Source organism: Aquabacterium olei (assembly GCF_003100395.1).
Taxonomy (GTDB): Bacteria; Pseudomonadota; Gammaproteobacteria; order Burkholderiales; family Burkholderiaceae_C; genus Aquabacterium; species Aquabacterium olei.
Genome location: NZ_CP029210.1, coordinates 2,364,511 through 2,380,928, shown reverse-complemented (window position 1 = coordinate 2,380,928; position 16,418 = coordinate 2,364,511). Strand labels below are relative to the sequence as shown.

The window sequence follows — 16,418 nt, the reverse complement described above, 5'->3', positions numbered from 1 at the left end:
GGTGGCGCACACGATGACGTGATTGTGCCTGCGGCAGGCGAGGGCTCGTCCGGTCTGCCTTGCGGCAGGCTCCTTCAAGCTCACCGGACCGGCCAGGACAGATTCGGGAAATCCCTCGTGATATAAAACGAACTAGTTAGTACATTTGTGTGCAGCCTTATTCTCAGGGCGCCACGCAACGCCCGAACCCCTCGTTTCCTCGCATTCCCGTCTGCTCATGAACGCATCCCTCGCACACGCGCTCGCCCCGGCGGCCAGCACAACCAAGCTCCTCATGGGGTTGATCGGCTCGGGCATTCAGAAGTCACTGACGCCCGCCATGCAGGAGGAAGAAGCCCGGCGGCATGGTGTGCGCCTGCACTACCAGCTCATCGACCTGGACACCACCGGCTCGACCGTGGATGCCCTGCCCAACCTGATCGATGCGGCGCGCACCATGAACTATGCCGGTCTGAACATCACCTTTCCGTGCAAGCAGGCGGTGCTTCCCTTGCTGGATGGGCTGTCGGATGAGGCCGCGGCCATCGGTGCAGTCAACACGGTGGTGCACCGTGACGGTCGCCTGGTGGGGCACAACACCGATTGTTCCGGCTGGGCGTGGGGCTTTCAGCGCGCGCTGCCCGATGCAGACCTGTCTCGCGTCGTGCTGCTGGGAACGGGCGGGGCGGGGGCCGCCATTGCACACGCCGTGATGCGCATGGCCGTGGGCCGGCTGGTGCTGGTCGATCAGGACCCACGCCGCGCGATCGAGCTGGCTGCCCAGCTGAACGCGCGCTACGGCGGTGAGCGCGCTCTTGCTGAAGCAGATGTGGTCCGCGCGATGGCGGGGGCCAGCGGCCTCATCCACGCCACGCCCACGGGCATGGACAAGCTGCCTGGCCTGCCGCTGCCGGCCGACCTGTTGCAGCCCGCCATGTGGGTCAGCGAGGTCGTCTACTTCCCGCTGGAAACCGCCTTGCTCAAGGCTGCGCGTGCCAAAGGTTGCCGTACGGTGGACGGCGGCGGCATGGCTGTCGGCCAGGCCATCGGGGCGTTCGAGCTCGTCACGGGCCTGAAAGCCGATCCCGAACGCATGCTGGCTCATTTCCTGAGCCTCATCGGGCATCGCTGAGCCCGGCTTTTCGCGAGAGGACACTGTCATGAACAAAGTCGATCCCACCATGCCGCGCGAGCGCGTCGGCGCTTCTGACAATTCGCTGGGCATGAACGGCATCGAGTTCATCGAGTTCAGCACGCGCAAGCCGCAGGCGCTGGGCCAGGTGCTCGAGATGCTGGGCTTCCGCCCTGTGGCTCGCCATCGCTCACGTGAGGTGCTGCTGTACCGCCAGGGGGACATGAACATCATCATCAACGCCCATCCCGGCAGCCGTCCCAGCCTCGATGCGGAACCCGATGTGCCACAGATCGCCGCCATTGCGCTGCGTGTGCGTGACGCCGGCGCCGCCTACCGTCGCGCCCTGGAGCGGGGCGCCTGGCCGGTCAAGACCGAGGTTCAGCCGATGGAGCTCAACATTCCCGCCATTCATGGTGTCGGTCAGAGCCGCATCTTCTTTGTCGACCGCTACCGCGAGTTCTCGATCTACGACGTCGACTTCGTGCCCATCCCATCGGTCGACCCGCATCCGCCTGCGCTTGCCGGCTTCGAGTTCTTTGGCGTCGTGCAGTACATCGGTGCGGATCGCATGGACGACTGGACCGAGTTTTACGGGGAGCTGCTGGGCTTCCTGCCCGTTCCGGACGAGCTGCGGTTCGGCATCCTGCCCAAGGGGCGCGTACTGCGCAGCGCGTGCGGGAAGTTCTTCCTGCAACTCATCGAGCCTGAACCGGATGCCTGGGATGTGGGGGGCGAGGAAACCTTACAGCGCATTGCGCTGAGCACGCCCGACGTGCTGGGTGCGGTGGCGGCGCTGCGCAGTCGCGGCCTCGAGTTCACCGAGACCCGCCATTTGCACAGCGAGGACCGTGGCGCGCTCACCCAGACCCATCTGGGCGGCGTCAGCTTCGAGCTGGTCCACCGTGACGCGGCCTGAGCCATCCGAAGGAGCACGCCATGAATGCAGTCGCCGGATTCGGCATGGACACCATCTCGCTGGGCGGGGGCCTGGACGTCAAGCTGCGCGCCATCCGTGAGGCCGGCTTCGACCAGGTGATGCTGTCGGCACGGGACCTGGTGCAACACCCCGCGGGCGTGCAGGACGCCATCCGCCTGGTGCGGGACAGCGGCCTGCGGGCCACGGGATTTCAGGTGCTGCGCGACTTTGAAGGCCTGTCGGGCCACCTGCACGAGTACAAGGTCGACGTGGCCAAGTCGATGATGGAGATGTGTGCCGCGTTGGGTTGCAAGGTCATGCTGGCATGCTCGTCCACCTCGGTGCACGCCACACAGGACAGGGACGCACTGGTGCGCGATCTGCGCAAGCTTGCGATGCTGGCCGTGCCGCTGGGCATCAAGGTGGCGTATGAAGGGCTGTCATGGGGCCGGACCATCAACGAGTACACGACGGCGTGGGAGCTGGTCGAGGCGGCCGACTGCCCCAACCTCGGTCTGGGGGTCGATTCCTTCCACATCTTTGCGACCCGCACCCCGCTCGACGCGCTCGAGATGGTGGATGCGCGCAAGATCTTTCTGGTACAGCTTGCCGACTTCATGTGGCAGGAGATCCGCACGGTGGAGGAGCGCATCACCACGGCACGGCACTTCCGCGTCTTTCCTGGTGAGGGCGTCCACAGTGAAGAACTGGCCCGACTGGTGCTGCAGCTCGATCGCATGGGTTACGCCGGCGATTACAGCTTCGAAGTCTTCAACGATGACTACCAGGCGATGCCGCCGGAGCTGGTCTCGCAGCGTGCCTTCCGCAGTGCGAGCTGGCTGGCTGACGAGGTGCTCAAGCGCGCCACGCCGTTGCCGAGCCAGATGCGCCTGAAGCGCGCCTGAACGCGGGAGCGCTTCAGCTGCCGGCTTCCGGGGCGTGCTGATCGTTCGCCGACGCGGCGACCCGGGTACGCCAGCGGTCGATCTCGGCCCTCAGCAGGCCGAGGTGAATGGGTTTGGTGATGTAGCCGTCGAAGCCGGCGCGCCGGGCGGTCGCGGCATCGCCCACCATCGCGTTCGCGGTCAGGGCCACCACCGGAATGGTGCCTGTGGCCGGTTCTGACTTGAGTCGTCGCAGCACCTCGTAGCCGTCCATGTCGGGCAGGTTGATGTCCAGCAGCACGAGGTCGGGATGGCGTTCGGCCGCCAGGGCAAGGCCCTTGTGCGGGGTGTCGGCCGTCAGCAGCTGCAGGTCGGGCCAGCGCGCAAACGCATGCTCGATGAACTGCAGGTTGACCGCGTTGTCCTCGATGCACAGCACCGTCCAGCGTGGGCTCGATACAGCGGCGCCTGCCCCGGGCGCATCGCGCTGCGATGGGGATGCCGGTGCGGGCGCGGGCGCGGCGGCTGGGGTGCTCCTGCCGGTCCACCGTGCCAGCGTGATCCAGAACGTGCTGCCCCGGCCGGGCTGGCTGTCCACCCCGATCTCACCGCCCATCAGGTGCATCAGGCGTCGGCTCAACGCCAGACCGATGCCGGTGCCGTCGATCTGGCGTGCATCGGCATCCAGACGCTCGAAGGGCTTGAACAGCCGTTCCTGCTGGGACGGTGTCAGACCGGCGCCCGTGTCCTGCACGCGCAACTCGATCACGGCGGGCCGCTGCAGCAGGGACAGCGTGAGCTGGCCGCCGCGCCGGTTGTACTTGACGCCGTTGGACAGCAGGTTGAGCAGCACCTGGCGCAGACGGGTCCGGTCAGCGCGCACCTCGGCCGATGCCGCGATGGCCTCGACCTTCACCTTGACGTCGTGCCCTTCAGCAAGCGGCCGCATCAGCTCGATGCATTCGGCCACCAGCTCATCCACGCGCACCCGCTCCAGACTCACGTTCATCTGGCCGGCCTCCACGCGAGAAAGGTCCAGAATCTCGTTGATCAGCGTGAGCAGGTGATGGCCTGCGCTGATGATGTGGCCGACCTGCCGACGCTGGCCGCTGTCGTGCACCGTCAGGTCGAGCAGCTGGCCGAAGCCGATGATGGCGTTGAGCGGTGTGCGCAGCTCATGGCTCATGCGCGAGAGAAACTCACTCTTGCTGCGGTCGGCCCGCTCGGCCTCGTTCTTGGCCGTCAGCAGCTCGGCCGTGCGTTCCTGAACCCGCTGCTCCAGTTGCTCATTGATGTGGCCGAGCGCCATCTCACTCTGCTTGCGCTCGGTGATGTCTCGGGAGATCACCAGGAACGTCAGCGTGCCGTCGTCGAGGCGGTTCTTGCGGGCCACCGAAATGTCGAACCAGCGCTGGCCGGCCGGCACGTTGATCGCCACCTCGCGGCCCCAGACACAACCACTGCGCGCGGCGTCGTCGATTGCCTGCTGCACAGCGGCCGCGGCCTCGGGCGAAAGGACCTCGTGGACCGTTCGGCCGACGAGGTCGGGTGGCGCCTGCACCACGAGTTCGGGGCGCATGGCAAGCACTCTGCGATAGCGGCCCCCCGCATCCAGCTCGAAGAGCAGGTCGGGTATGGCCTGCCAGGTGGCAGACAGCTCCTCGCGCAGCGCGTCCAGACCCGCCCCCAGCTGGTCGATCTCCTTGAACCCACCGCGCGGCACAGGCGTGCTCACTTCGCCCGCGCGCAGGGCGCAGGCCGCGGCGTCCAGGCGTGCCAGCGGGCGGGTCACGTTGCGTCCGAGCCACCAGCCCATGAAGACGAACACGAGGATCAGGCCGACGAGGTCCGGCAGGCGTGCCAGCAACTCGTTGCGTGCGGCCTCGGCCCGTTCTTCCTGCAAGTCGTAGGCGACGTAAGCCAGGCCCCGTTTCAGGCTGCGCACCTCGTCCGGCCCTGACGGGCGCTCGAACGACTGAAGCGCGTCCAGCGTGCCGCGATCATCGGTCATGCGCCAGTCGGGCAGGCGGCTGCTCGCAGCGCGGGCGATCCGGGCCGCGTTCAGCTCCGGCGCCACCTGGCTCACGTGGCGGCCACGCCAGTCGGTGCGGTGCGCTCGCAGCACCTCGCCGTTCTCGCTGATCAGCAGCACCATGCGCACGTAAGGCCGGCTGGCGATCTGAGCGATCTCGGCGGCGACAAGGGCGGAGGCCGTGCCCATGCCTTCGTCGCTCAGGCGCACCAGCCGAGAGACATCGCCCAGTGCCTCGCGATACACGGTCTCGGTGAGGCGGTCCTGCCGCTGCTCCAGCGAAAGCGACACGGAGACCGTGCCGATCGCGAGCAGCAGCACCGTGAGGGCCACTGGAAGAAAGAGCCGGAGGGAGCGCATGGTCATGTGGGCTCCGGAAGGTAATCGGGGACGCACAGGCCCTCGAGTGACGGCGCCCCACGCAGCAGCCGGGCGCCATGCATCAGCCGGCCGACCGTCTGGGCTGACCGGAGAAGCTGAGGTTCAGGCCCCGCAAGCCAGCGCTGGTTCTCCGCCGCGGAAGGAAGCCGGATGCCCCGGAAGGCCTCGAGCACGTCCGTGGCACTCAGCTGCTGATAAGGTGCCAGTCGCCGCGCGGCATCCTCCGGCTGGGCACGCAGGTGTGCCAGCGCGAGAAAGTAGCCGCGGACGAGCTCTCGCAGGTGCGCTTTGCCGCTGGCACCGATCTCCGGCCCGATGGCCAGCACGTCCACGATGAGGCCGGGGAAGCGGCTGCTGTCGAGCAGTTGGTGGGCACCGGCACTCCGCAGGCGGGACGCCATGGGTTCGAATGTGATCACCCCATCGACCTTGCCCGCCGTGTAGGCCTGCACGTGCTGGTCTGCCGTGAGCGGGACCTTGACCAGATCAGTGGCCTCCAGCCCCGCGACTTCGAGCAGCCGGGACAGCATCAGGGCGCCCACGGCGGTCGATTCCACGGCGATGCGCTTGCCCTTGAGCGCGCTCACACGCTGGATGGATGGATGCACCATCACCACGTCCGCGCCGCACGATTCGTCGAACACGAGCGCCGCGCGCAGGTCGAGGCCGCCTTCGCGCGCCAGCAGCAGTTCATCGAGCGTGAGCGCGGCGGCCGAAACACTGTGGTTCGCCATTGCGAGCAGGCTGGCCGTGTTGGAGGGAAATTCGACGAGGCGCGCGGTCGATTCCCGGAGATGCCCGAGCTCGCGGGCCAGAAACAGCAACGCGTAACCGATCCAGGGATTCAGAGCCACCCGCAGCGGTGTGGACGATGCGTGACAACCCGACAGGCCGGCGCCACCCAGCAGGCCGGATGACAGCGCACCAAGGCCGCCTGCCAGAACTGCGCGTCGATTCATGGTGCCATGTGCTCCGCCCCGGGACAACCGCGCTTGCAGGAAGAAAGCCCGCACGCGTACGGCGCAGAGTCTCGCCGCTCTCCGGAGAGACTGCAAGCTCGCTGCCGGGAAGGCGCAGCGGGGGCCTCGGGCGTTTGGGTCCGTCTTCGTTGTGTGTCAGCGACGCCGACGGTGGGTCACGAACGCGAAGCCGGGCTGCCCGTCGCCTTGCGCGTGATGTTCCTCACGGGACACCTCTTCAAAAGCGGTGCGAGGCCAGTCAGGAAAGAAGGTGTCTGCGTCATAGGCAGCGTGGATTTCCGTCAACACCAGCTCGTCGGCCAGGGGAAGGGCGGCGGCATAGAGTTGGCCGCCTCCCATGACGAAAACCTTGTCGGCATCGGCCGTACGGACGAGGGCTTCTTCGAGTGTGTGAGCGACTTCGGCACCCGGTGCGTGCAAATCCGGGTTGCGCGTCACCACGACATTGCGGCGTCCGGGAAGTGGCCGGAAGCGCTCGGGCAGCGAGTCCCAGGTGCGGCGTCCCATGATCACCGGGCAGCCCATGGTGGTGGCCCGGAAGTGCTTCTGGTCCAGCGGGTGGTGCCACAGCAGGTCATTGTCCTTGCCGATGGCCCCGTTCGCCGCGACGGCGGCAATCAGGCTGAGGGTGCGGGGCTTGGGTGCGGGCACGGACATGGCGCGGGACGTCAGACTGCGACCGGAGCCTTGATGGCCGGGTGGTGCTGGTACTCGGTCACTTCGAAGTCTTCGTATTCGTAATCGAAGATGGAGTCGGGCGTGCGCTTGATGTTCAGCACCGGATAAGGGTAGGGCGTGCGGCTGAGTTGCAACTCGACCTGTTCGGTGTGGTTGCTGTAGATGTGACAGTCGCCGCCGGTCCAGATGAAGTCGCCGACGTCCATGTCGCACTGTTGCGCCAGCATGTGGGTCAGCAGTGCATAGGACGCGATGTTGAACGGCACACCGAGGAAGATGTCGGCGCTGCGCTGGTAGAGCTGGCAGCTGAGCTTTGGCCGCTCACCTTCGGCCTGCGGCGGTGCGACGTAGAACTGGAAGAAGGCGTGGCACGGCGGCAGCGCCATCTGGTCGATCAGACCCGGGTTCCAGGCGCTGACGATGATGCGGCGCGAATCCGGCGAGGTCTTGAGCTGCCGGACCACCTCGGTGATCTGGTCCACATGGGTGCCGTCGGGTTTGGGCCAGTTCCGCCATTGCACGCCGTAGACGGGGCCCAGCGAGCCGTCTTCACGGGCCCACTCGTCCCAGATCGTGACGCCGCGCTCCTGAAGCCACTTCACGTTGTCGTCGCCGCGCAGGAACCACAGCAGCTCGACGATGATGGATTTCAGGTGCACCTTCTTGGTCGTCACCAGGGGAAATCCCTCGCTCAGATCGAAGCGCATCTGATGGCCGAACACGCTGCGGGTGCCGGTCCCGGTGCGGTCCGTCTTGAGCACGCCCGTCGTGTGGACGAGGCGCATGAAGTCTTCGTACTGGCTGCGCACAGGGCGGGGGGACGACGGGCTCACGGGCAGGCTCGCAAAAGGTAAAAAAGCCCTCCATTTTACTGGAGGGCCCATCTGACGGTTCCGGGGATTATCGAACAGTGCCGGCGGCCTCGGGCTCGCGCAGGAAGATTTCGACGCGGCGGTTTCGGGAGCGTCCATCCGCGGTCTCGTTGCTGGCAATCGGCTCACGCTCACCCCGGCCGGCCGTCTCGATGCGCGAGCGGCTCACGCCACGGTCCTCCAGAAAATCGCGAACCGTGTCGGCGCGGGCCACCGACAGCGTGTTGTTGGTGGCGTCGCTGCCGACGTTGTCGGTGTGGCCCACGACGCGCACCAGGGTGCCCGGGTTGGCGCGCAGGCCATCCGCAAACTGCTGCAGCACGCTGCGCAGTTGCGGCTGCAGCGCGGCGCTCCCGGTGGCGAAGGAGATGTCGCTCGGGATGTTCAGCTTCAGTTGGTTGTCGGGCGTGCGAACGACGTCCACGCCCGTGCCGGCGGTGGCCTGCTCCATGGCCTGGCGCTGCTCTTCCATGCGGCGCGACCAGACGTTGCCCGCGATGGCGCCCGCGATGCCCCCGATGGCGGCCCCCCGCACCGTGTTCTTGCCCCCCGTGGCGGCACCGAGCACCGCACCTGCGACGGTGCCGATGGCGGCCCCCTTGGCCGTGCCTTGCTGGCGCTCGTCCATGTTGGCGCAGCCGGTGGCCAGCAGCGCGGCGGCCACGGCAGCCAGGGTGAGTCGGGTGGGGGTGCGGTTCGTTGTCATGGCGATTCCTCTCAGCATGTTCGGTGGGAAGTATGTCCCTCTGTCCTTGAACGCCCGGCCGGCCTTCCGCGTTGACGGTCACGGACGCAGCCTGTGGCCGGGGGGCGTCAGGCAGGGTGGTCAGCCTTGTGGCGAGGTGTCCTTGGCACGCGGCGTGCCCGCCCCCTCCGGTGTGGGCGGTACCGTGTCGAACTGCATGGCGGCCAGCCGGGCATAGAGCCCATTGCGGGCGAGCAGGTCGGCATGGCGCCCCACATCGACGATGCGGCCCTGGTCGATCACGACGATGCGGTCGGCATTGACCACGGTGCTCAGGCGATGGGCGATGACCAGCGTGGTGCGGTCTTTCATGGCTTGTTCCAGCGCGGCCTGCACGGCGCGCTCACTCTCGGTGTCGAGGGCGCTGGTGGCCTCATCGAGCAGCAGCAGCGGGGCGTTCTTCAGAATGGCCCGGGCGATGCTGATGCGCTGTCGTTGCCCGCCAGAGAGCCGCACCCCGCGCTCGCCGAGGTAGGTGGCGTAGCCCTCGGGCAGCGCCATGATGAAGTCGTGCGCGTAGGCAGCGCGGGCGGCGGCTGTCACCTCCTCGTCGCTGGCATCCGGGCGGCCGTAGCGGATGTTCTCGATCGCCGTGGTGGAGAAGATGGTGCTGTCCTGCGGCACCAGGCCGATGCGCTGGCGCAGGTCCTCCAGCCGCAGCTGGTCAATGCGTTCACCGTCCAGGGTGATGTGGCCCTGTTGCGGGTCGTAGAAGCGCAGCAGCAGCTGGAACACCGTGCTCTTGCCTGCCCCGCTGGGCCCGACCAGCGCCACGGTTTCGCCCGGGCGCACCTCGAGGTCGAAGGCCTCCAGGGCCGCGTGCTGGGGGCGAGAGGGATAGTGGAAGTTCAGCTGGTGCAGATGCACCCGGGCGCCCGTGCGGCTGGCCGGCAGCGTGGCTGGCACGGCCGGTGACTGGATGGGGGAGCGCGTGGCGAGCAGCTCCATCAGGCGCTCGGTGGCGCCGGCGGCGCGCAGGATGTCGCCATAGACCTCGGACAGCGCGGCCACCGCACTGAGCAGCAGGATCACGTAGACGACCGTCTGGCCCAGGTGGCCGGCGCTGATGCGGCCGTCGATGACCGCTTGTGTGCCCTGGTACAGGCCCCACAGCAGGGCCCCGGTGGTGGCGGTGATGATGAAGGCCACGAGCACCGCCCGCGCCCGGATGCGGCGCACGCCGGTGCCGAAGGCGCGCTCGGTGGCGTCATCGAAACGGCGGGCCTCGCGGGCCTCGGCGGTGTGGCTCTGCACCACGGGCACCGCGTTGAGCACTTCGGCCGCGATGGCGCTGGAGTCGGCCAGGCGGTCCTGGCTGGCCCGCGACAATTTGCGCACCCGCCGGCCGTACACGATGGCTGGCAGCACCACGAGCACCAGCCCGCCCAGCACCTGGGCCATCACATACGGGTTGGTGGCAATCAGCATGATCAGGGCGCCGATGGCCATGATGGCGTTGCGCAGCCCCATCGAAAAACTGGAGCCGACGACGGTCTGGATCAGCGTGGTGTCGGCCGTCAGGCGGGACAGCACCTCGCCGCTCTGGGTGGTCTCGAAGAAGGCGGGGCTCTGCCGCAGCACGTGGGCGTAGACGGCGCGCTTGATGTCGGCGGTGATGCGTTCACCCAGCCAGGTGACCATGTAATAGCGCGAGGCCGAGAACACACCGAGCGCCAGGCCGACGCCGAACAATGCCAGGAAATGCTCGCGCAGCGCCATGACCCGCTCGCCGGGCTCGGGCGACACCATGCCCTGGTCGATCAGGGTGCGCAGCGCGATCGGGAGCACGAGCGTGGTCAGCGCCGCCATGACCAGAAAGACGAAGGCGAGCACCAGCCGCGCGCGGTGCGGCCGGAGGTAGGGCGCCAGGGCGCGAAGGGAGGCGGCGGACCGGGCCGGGGCCGGGTCACGGACGGGATCTCGGGCGGAGGGCGGCATGGGCAGACGGGAGCAAGGGAGCCAGCAGAGTATCAGCCTTGACAATATTTGCATAGGCAAACAAAATCGCGGCATGTCAGATTCGTCAAGCATGCCTGATCCGCAGGGCACACCGGGGCCCTGTCCGGCGCCCGCCGACTTCTATGTGCAGGACCGCTTCAGCCGTCACGAGAGCGTCGGCTACCTGATGCGGCGCATCATGCAGTTGCTGGTGACCGAGGTGGACCATCGCCTGCAGGACATCGGCCTCACCAATGCGCAGTGGGCGCCGCTGTTCACCATCCACAAGATCGGGACGACCACGCTCGCCGAACTCTCGCGCGAGTTGCAGACCGACCCCGGCGCATTGACGCGCACGCTGGATCGCCTGGAGGCCAAGGGCCTGGTGCGGCGAGCACGTTCGACGTCCGACCGTCGTGTCGTGCACCTGGCGCTGACGCCGGACGGCGAGGCGGCGATGGCACCCGTCCCCGGCGTGCTGTGCGAAGTCATGAACGCCTACCTGGCCGGTTTCACCCGCGAGGAATGGCAGACGCTGCTCGAGATGCTGCGTCGCATGCAGGCCAACGCGGTCGCGTTCCGTGCGCGAACCGATCCCAAAGGCCCGGGCACCCAGGGCGGCTGATGGCCGCGCTTCACCATGCAGGAGGCCCGATGCAGGGCAAGACACTTTCACTTGACGCGGCACCGCCGCGGCGGCTGTTCGCCGTGGTCGCCGCCCTGTGTGCCATGGCGCTGGCAGGCTGCGGCAGCCCGGCGGGCGTTCGTGCAACGGTCGAGCCCCTGTCGGCCGACGCCCTGAAGTTGCAGGCCCCGGATGACACCGGCCGCTTCACGCAGGCGCTGCAACCCTGGTGGCGCGTGTGGGGCGACGACAGCTTGTCCAGCCTGGTGGAGCAGGCCCTGCGCGACAGCCCCTCGATGGCCGTGGCGCGCTCGCGCCTGATGCGCGCCGAGGCCATGCGCCTGCAGGCCGATGCCGTCACGCAGCCGCATTTGCAGGCGCGCGGTGAACTGGCCCGCCAGCGCTACACGGAGCACGGGGCTGTCCCACCGCCGCTGGCCGGCTCGGTGCGCGAGAACGGCACGCTGCAGTTGGAGGGGGCATGGGAGCTTGACCTGTTCGGCCGCCACCGTGCCGAACTCGCTGCGGCCGTGGGCGAGGCCCAGGCTGCGCAGGCCGAAGCGCATGCGGCGCAGTTGCTGCTGAGCACGCAGGTGGCGCGCACGCATGTGCAGCTGGCTCGTTTGTTGAGCCTGCGCGAGGTCGGGGCCCGCACCCTGGCCCAGCGTGAAGAGACGCTCAAGCTGATCCAGCAGCGTGTGTCGGCCGGGCTCGACACCACCGTCGAGCTGCGGCAGGGCGAAGCGAGCCTGCCCGACGCGCGTCAGCAACTCGAAGCACTGGATGAGCAGATCACGCTGACTCGTCACGCGCTGGCGGTCTTGCTCGGGCAGGTGCCTGATGCACTGCAGGGCCATGCGCCGGCGCTGGACCGGCTGCAGCTGCCGGGCGAGACGGGCGTGATGCCGGTCGACCTGTTGTCTCGCCGGGCCGATGTCATGGCGGCGCGCTGGCGTGTGGAGTCGGCCGGGCAGTTGAGCCGCGCCGCCCGGGCGAGCTACTACCCCAACGTCGACCTGCGCCTGTTTGGCGGCTATGGCGCCATCGGACTGGACCGCCTGCTCGACCCGGGCAGCCTGCAGTGGGGCGTGTTGCCCGCACTGAACCTGCCGCTGTTCGATGGCGGTCGGCGCGAGGCCAGCCTGCGCGGTCGCGTGGCCGACGAGGACCAGGCGATCGCCCGCTACAACCAGACCGTGCTGCAGGCCGTGCAGGAGGTGGCCGACGCCCTCGGCAGTGGCCGCTCGCTGCAGCGTCAGCGTGCCGAGCAGGCCGCCGCTCAGCAGGCCAGCGAGGCCGCCTACCGGCTGGCGCGCGAGCGCTACCAGGCGGGCCTGGGCAGCTACCTGAACGTGCTGAGCGCCGAGACGGCGGTGCTTGCGCAGCGCCGTCTGGCGGTCGACCTCCAGGCCCGTCAGCTGGACAACCAGGCCGCGCTGGTGCGTGCCCTCGGTGGCGGCCTGTCGCCTGTGTCTACGGCCTCCCCTGCATCGCCCGTTTCCCCGATCCCCACTTCGTCGAACCCGCCCACACGGACGGCCACGCCGCATCCGACCGGAGTCCGCTCATGAGCCAAGCCCCTGCTGAAAACCTTTCCGCGGCCCAGCCCGCTCGGACCCGTCGCAAGGCGCTGTCGGCCGTGGCCGCCGTGGTGCTGTTTGGCGGCGCTGCATGGGGCGCCTGGTACGCGCTGGTCGCCAGCCACTACGAGCACACCGACAACGCCTACGTCCAGGCCAATGTGGTGCAGATCACGCCGCAGGTGGGCGGCACGGTGCTGTCCATTGGCGCCGACGACACCGACGTGGTGAAGGCAGGGCAGGTGCTTGTTCGCCTGGACCCGGCCGATGCCGACGTTGCACTGGATCAGGCCCGCGCGCAACTGGCCCAGACCGTGCGCGAGGTGCGGACGCTGTACGCCAACAACGCCAGCCTGCAGGCACAGGTGGCCCTGCGGCAGGCCGATGTCGAGAAGGCGCGCAACGAGGTGGCCCGTGCCCAGGAGGACGTGAGCCGCCGCAGCCCGCTGCTGGCCAGCGGGGCCGTCGGCAAGGAAGAGTTCCAACATGCCAGCGCCCAGCTTGTGGCCATGCGCAGCGCGCTGACCGCAGCGGAATCGGCACTCGTGGCGGCGCGCGAGCAGCTCGCGTCCAACCGGTCACTGACCGATGGCACCTCGGTGGCCGAGCACCCCAACGTGGCCCGGGCTGCGGCGCGTGTGCGCGAGGCCTGGCTGGCGCGTCAGCGGGTCGATCTGCTGGCCCCCGTGGACGGACACGTGGCCAAGCGCAGTGTGCAGGTGGGCCAGCGCGTGCAGGCCGGCTCTCCGCTGATGGCGCTGGTCACGCTGGGCCAGCCCTGGGTGGACGCGAACTTCAAGGAAAGCCAGCTGCAGCGTGTGCGCATCGGCCAACCCGCCACGCTGACGGCCGATGTGTACGGCAGCAAGGTGGCCTACCACGGCAAGGTCGTCGGGCTGGGTGCGGGCACGGGGGCGGCGTTTGCGCTGCTGCCGGCCCAGAACGCCACGGGCAACTGGATCAAGATCGTGCAGCGTGTGCCGGTGCGCATCGAGCTTGACCCGCGCGAGGTGGCGGCGCACCCGCTGCGCGTCGGCCTGTCGATGGAAGTCGAGCTGGATGTGAGCCGTCAGGATGGCCCGGTGCTGGCCGTGGCCCCGCGTGCGCGCGCCCTGACGCAGACCGACGTGTTCAACCACCAGGCCAGCGAGGCCGACGCCCTGGTGCGCCGCATCATCGACGCCAACATCGGCCACACCACGGCACACGCCGTGGCAGCCGCACGCGGAGCGTGATGTGAGTGCCACCGCGGCGGTGGCCGCCCCGCGCCCCTTGCAGGGCGGTGAACTGGCCCTGGGCACCGTGGCGCTGTCACTGGCCACGTTCATGAACGTCCTCGACTCGTCGATCGCCAACGTGTCCCTGCCCGCCATTGCCGGCAACCTGGGCGTGAGCCCCACGCAGGGCACCTGGGTGATCACCAGCTTCGGGGTGGCCAACGCCATCTCGGTGCCGCTGACGGGCTGGCTGACCCAGCGCTTCGGTGCGGTGCGGCTGTTCACGGCCAGCGTGCTGCTGTTCGTGCTGGCCTCGTGGCTGTGCGGGCTCGCCACGTCGCTCGAGATGCTGATTGCCTTTCGAGTGCTGCAGGGGCTGGTCGCCGGGCCGATGATCCCGCTGTCGCAGACCCTGCTGCTGAGCAGCTATGCGCCGGCCAAGGCTGGCATGGCGTTGGCGATGTGGTCGATGACCACGCTGGTCGCACCCGTGACCGGGCCTTTGCTGGGCGGCTGGATCACCGACAACCTGTCGTGGCCGTGGATCTTCTACATCAACGTGCCCGTCGGGCTGGGCGCGGCGGCTGTCACGTGGCGCATCTACAAGAAACGTGAGACGCCCACGCGCAAGCTGCCCATCGACACGGTCGGGCTGGCGCTGCTGGTGCTGTGGGTGGGCGCGCTGCAGGTCATGCTCGACAAGGGCAAGGAGCTGGACTGGTTTGAAAGCGGTCAGATCATCGCGATGGGCCTGGTGGCCCTGGTCGGCTTCATCGTCTTCGTGATCTGGGAGCTGACGCAGGACCACCCGGTGGTCGACCTGCGGCTGTTCTCGAAGCAGAACTTCGCCTTCGGCGTGCTGACGCTGTCGATCGGCTACGGACTCTTCTTCGGCAATGTGGTGGTGTTGCCCCTGTGGCTGCAGCAGCACATGGGCTACACCGCTTCAGTGGCCGGCATGGCGGTGGCCCCGGTCGGGCTGCTGGCGATCCTGTTGTCGCCCGTGGTGGGCAAGAACGTGAGCCGGGTCGATCCGCGGGCGCTGGCCACCGTGTCGTTCTGCGTGTTCGCGCTGGTGCTGTGGATGCGTTCGCACTTCACGGTGCAGGCGGACTTCCAGCACATCATGCTGCCCACGATCATCCAGGGCGCGGCGCTGGCGTTCTTCTTCATCCCGCTGAGCGCCATCACCTTGTCCGGGCTCACGCCCGACCGCATCCCGGCGGCCTCGGGCCTGAGCAACTTCGTGCGGATCACGGCGGGCGCCATCGGCACGTCGACCGTCACGACCGTGTGGGACAACCGGGCCACGCTGCACCACGTGCACATAGTCGAGCATGTGAGTCGAACCGACCCGGGCGCCATGGAGGCACTCGACACCCTGTCGCGCGGCGGGCTGGGCTTCGAGCAGGCCGCCGCGCAGATCACGCGTCTCATCGATCAGCAAGCCTTCACGCGCGCGGCCGACGACGTCTACCTGGCGTCGGCCTGTCTGTTCGTGCTGATGATTCCGCTGGTGTGGATGACGCGTCCGAAGCGCGCCGGCGGGGCTGCGGTGGATTCCGGCGCCCACTGACGCCGATGTCTGCACCGATGCCGGTTTAGTTCGGCACGATGTAGTTCGCGTCCGACATCAGGTCGATCCCGCACGACAGCTGCTCCGCCCAGTCGATGAACTCCTTGACGGCGGCACCGGCCAGCGGCGCGCCGTGCTGCGGCACGATCATGTCGATCTTCAGCGTGCGCACCATGCGGGCCCAGCTGCGCAGGATCTTGTTGGAGACCATGTAGCGGCGGTGGAAGCTTTCCATGCCGCGCGGCAGCGGGTTGAGCGAGCGGATGGGCTGCTTGGCGCCTTCGCCCGACACGAAGGACACGCCCAGGTCGCCCGAGAACAGGATGCGGCTGACCGGGTCGTAGAACTGGAAGTTGCCCTCGGCGTGCATGAAGTGCGCGGGCAGGGCGATGAGGTCGTTGCGCCCCACGCGGATGCGCATGCCCGGGTCGGGGATGCCGACGATGCGGCCGGTGGTCTTGCCCGGCTTGCAGAAGTGGGGCACGAAGCGCTCCCACAGCGTCGACACGTACAGCTTGGCGTCGGGCGTGGCCGTCATCCAGCGGTCGAGCGAGGCGATGATGTCCGGGTCGGCGTGCGAGGCCAGAATGGCCGACAGGCGCGAGGGCGGGAAGTGCCGCGTCATGCCCAGGTAGAGCTCGCTGTAGGCGAGGTTGCCGCCCGGGTCGATGATGGCGCCATGGTCGCCATCGACGATCAGGAACTGGTTGGCCTGCACGGCCTCGCCGCCCTCATTGCTGAGGTCGGAAAACATCAGGCAGGCGTGGCCCTGATCGCGGAACAGCTCGTATGGCATCACAACTCCAACTTCGGCCCTGAGCCGCACGTCGCACGGCAAAAAGGGGATCGCCGAGCTTAGACGCAAGTACAGTCGATTGAC

The 16,418-nt window shown here is 68.2% G+C and carries 14 protein-coding genes; 7 read left to right on the top strand and 7 right to left on the bottom strand.

The window, feature by feature from the left end; all coding sequences use genetic code 11:
• Positions 1-217 precede the first annotated feature (217 nt).
• From DEH84_RS10705 to DEH84_RS10695, 3 genes are read left to right on the top strand one after another with little or no spacing between them, the layout of a single operon-like run.
• On the top strand, positions 218-1,111 hold the full coding sequence (locus DEH84_RS10705; RefSeq protein WP_109036840.1) for a shikimate dehydrogenase: 894 nt from the start codon (positions 218-220) through the stop codon (positions 1,109-1,111).
• Between the two features lie 28 nt (positions 1,112-1,139).
• Entirely contained in the window at positions 1,140-2,030 is an 891-nt protein-coding gene (locus DEH84_RS10700) for a VOC family protein (RefSeq protein ID WP_245932562.1), read from the top strand.
• A gap of 20 nt (positions 2,031-2,050) precedes the next feature.
• Positions 2,051-2,935, top strand: a complete 885-nt coding sequence (locus tag DEH84_RS10695) for a sugar phosphate isomerase/epimerase family protein (RefSeq protein ID WP_109036839.1) — start codon at positions 2,051-2,053, stop codon at positions 2,933-2,935.
• A gap of 13 nt (positions 2,936-2,948) precedes the next feature.
• Here DEH84_RS10695 and DEH84_RS10690 read toward each other — a convergent pair whose 3' ends face one another.
• The 6 genes from DEH84_RS10690 to DEH84_RS10665 form a co-directional block, all read right to left on the bottom strand.
• On the bottom strand, positions 2,949-5,312 hold the full coding sequence (locus DEH84_RS10690) for a PAS domain-containing sensor histidine kinase (protein ID WP_109036838.1): 2,364 nt from the start codon (positions 5,310-5,312) through the stop codon (positions 2,949-2,951).
• The gene (locus tag DEH84_RS10685; protein ID WP_109036837.1) at positions 5,309-6,286 is read right to left on the bottom strand and encodes an ABC transporter substrate-binding protein; all 978 of its coding nucleotides are present in this window, start codon (positions 6,284-6,286) and stop codon (positions 5,309-5,311) included. Before DEH84_RS10685 ends, DEH84_RS10690 begins: the two co-directional genes overlap by 4 nt.
• 156 nt (positions 6,287-6,442) lie before the next feature.
• Entirely contained in the window at positions 6,443-6,964 is a 522-nt protein-coding gene (locus DEH84_RS10680) for a dihydrofolate reductase (RefSeq protein ID WP_109036836.1), read from the bottom strand.
• An 11-nt stretch (positions 6,965-6,975) separates the two neighbouring features.
• Entirely contained in the window at positions 6,976-7,770 is a 795-nt protein-coding gene (locus DEH84_RS10675; RefSeq protein ID WP_245932774.1) for a thymidylate synthase, read from the bottom strand.
• A 115-nt stretch (positions 7,771-7,885) separates the two neighbouring features.
• A complete protein-coding gene (locus DEH84_RS10670; RefSeq protein ID WP_109036834.1) occupies positions 7,886-8,563 on the bottom strand; it encodes a YiaD family glycine zipper/OmpA-like lipoprotein in 678 nt (225 codons plus the stop codon).
• 120 nt (positions 8,564-8,683) lie between these two features.
• Entirely contained in the window at positions 8,684-10,540 is a 1,857-nt protein-coding gene (locus DEH84_RS10665; protein WP_109036833.1) for an ABC transporter transmembrane domain-containing protein, read from the bottom strand.
• A gap of 91 nt (positions 10,541-10,631) precedes the next feature.
• On the opposite strand from DEH84_RS10665, the gene DEH84_RS10660 reads away from it, so the two are divergent.
• The 4 genes from DEH84_RS10660 to DEH84_RS10645 all read left to right on the top strand — a co-directional run bounded on the left by DEH84_RS10660 (position 10,632) and on the right by DEH84_RS10645 (position 15,538).
• Positions 10,632-11,165, top strand: a complete 534-nt coding sequence (locus tag DEH84_RS10660) for a MarR family winged helix-turn-helix transcriptional regulator (RefSeq protein WP_109036832.1) — start codon at positions 10,632-10,634, stop codon at positions 11,163-11,165.
• 29 nt (positions 11,166-11,194) lie between these two features.
• Positions 11,195-12,736: an efflux transporter outer membrane subunit gene (locus DEH84_RS10655; RefSeq protein ID WP_109036831.1), complete on the top strand. Its 1,542-nt coding sequence runs from the start codon at positions 11,195-11,197 to the stop codon at positions 12,734-12,736.
• Positions 12,733-13,980, top strand: a complete 1,248-nt coding sequence (locus DEH84_RS10650) for an HlyD family secretion protein (RefSeq protein WP_109036830.1) — start codon at positions 12,733-12,735, stop codon at positions 13,978-13,980. Before DEH84_RS10655 ends, DEH84_RS10650 begins: the two co-directional genes overlap by 4 nt.
• Before the next feature lie 91 nt (positions 13,981-14,071).
• Positions 14,072-15,538, top strand: coding sequence for a DHA2 family efflux MFS transporter permease subunit (locus DEH84_RS10645; RefSeq protein ID WP_109038336.1), 1,467 nt, complete (start codon positions 14,072-14,074; stop codon positions 15,536-15,538).
• 25 nt (positions 15,539-15,563) lie between these two features.
• On the opposite strand, the gene DEH84_RS10640 is transcribed toward DEH84_RS10645, so the two are convergent.
• Positions 15,564-16,334 carry an oxygen-binding di-iron domain-containing protein gene (locus DEH84_RS10640; RefSeq protein ID WP_109036829.1) on the bottom strand — a complete coding sequence of 257 codons (771 nt, stop codon included), beginning with the start codon at positions 16,332-16,334 and terminating at the stop codon, positions 15,564-15,566.
• Between the last annotated feature and the right edge of the window lie 84 nt (positions 16,335-16,418).

Excerpts from the sequence above, each read along its gene's own strand:
- DEH84_RS10705 (WP_109036840.1), top strand. The coding sequence starts at position 218 with ATGAACGCATCCCTCGCACACGCGCTCGCCCCGGCGGCCAGCACAACC.
- DEH84_RS10700 (WP_245932562.1), top strand. The coding sequence starts at position 1,140 with ATGAACAAAGTCGATCCCACCATGCCGCGCGAGCGCGTCGGCGCTTCT.
- DEH84_RS10695 (WP_109036839.1), top strand. The coding sequence starts at position 2,051 with ATGAATGCAGTCGCCGGATTCGGCATGGACACCATCTCGCTGGGCGGG.
- DEH84_RS10690 (WP_109036838.1), bottom strand. The coding sequence starts at position 5,312 with ATGACCATGCGCTCCCTCCGGCTCTTTCTTCCAGTGGCCCTCACGGTG.
- DEH84_RS10685 (WP_109036837.1), bottom strand. The coding sequence starts at position 6,286 with ATGAATCGACGCGCAGTTCTGGCAGGCGGCCTTGGTGCGCTGTCATCC.
- DEH84_RS10680 (WP_109036836.1), bottom strand. The coding sequence starts at position 6,964 with ATGTCCGTGCCCGCACCCAAGCCCCGCACCCTCAGCCTGATTGCCGCC.
- DEH84_RS10675 (WP_245932774.1), bottom strand. The coding sequence starts at position 7,770 with ATGCGCCTCGTCCACACGACGGGCGTGCTCAAGACGGACCGCACCGGG.
- DEH84_RS10670 (WP_109036834.1), bottom strand. The coding sequence starts at position 8,563 with ATGACAACGAACCGCACCCCCACCCGACTCACCCTGGCTGCCGTGGCC.
- DEH84_RS10665 (WP_109036833.1), bottom strand. The coding sequence starts at position 10,540 with ATGCCGCCCTCCGCCCGAGATCCCGTCCGTGACCCGGCCCCGGCCCGG.
- DEH84_RS10660 (WP_109036832.1), top strand. The coding sequence starts at position 10,632 with ATGCCTGATCCGCAGGGCACACCGGGGCCCTGTCCGGCGCCCGCCGAC.
- DEH84_RS10655 (WP_109036831.1), top strand. The coding sequence starts at position 11,195 with ATGCAGGGCAAGACACTTTCACTTGACGCGGCACCGCCGCGGCGGCTG.
- DEH84_RS10650 (WP_109036830.1), top strand. The coding sequence starts at position 12,733 with ATGAGCCAAGCCCCTGCTGAAAACCTTTCCGCGGCCCAGCCCGCTCGG.
- DEH84_RS10645 (WP_109038336.1), top strand. The coding sequence starts at position 14,072 with ATGAACGTCCTCGACTCGTCGATCGCCAACGTGTCCCTGCCCGCCATT.
- DEH84_RS10640 (WP_109036829.1), bottom strand. The coding sequence starts at position 16,334 with ATGCCATACGAGCTGTTCCGCGATCAGGGCCACGCCTGCCTGATGTTT.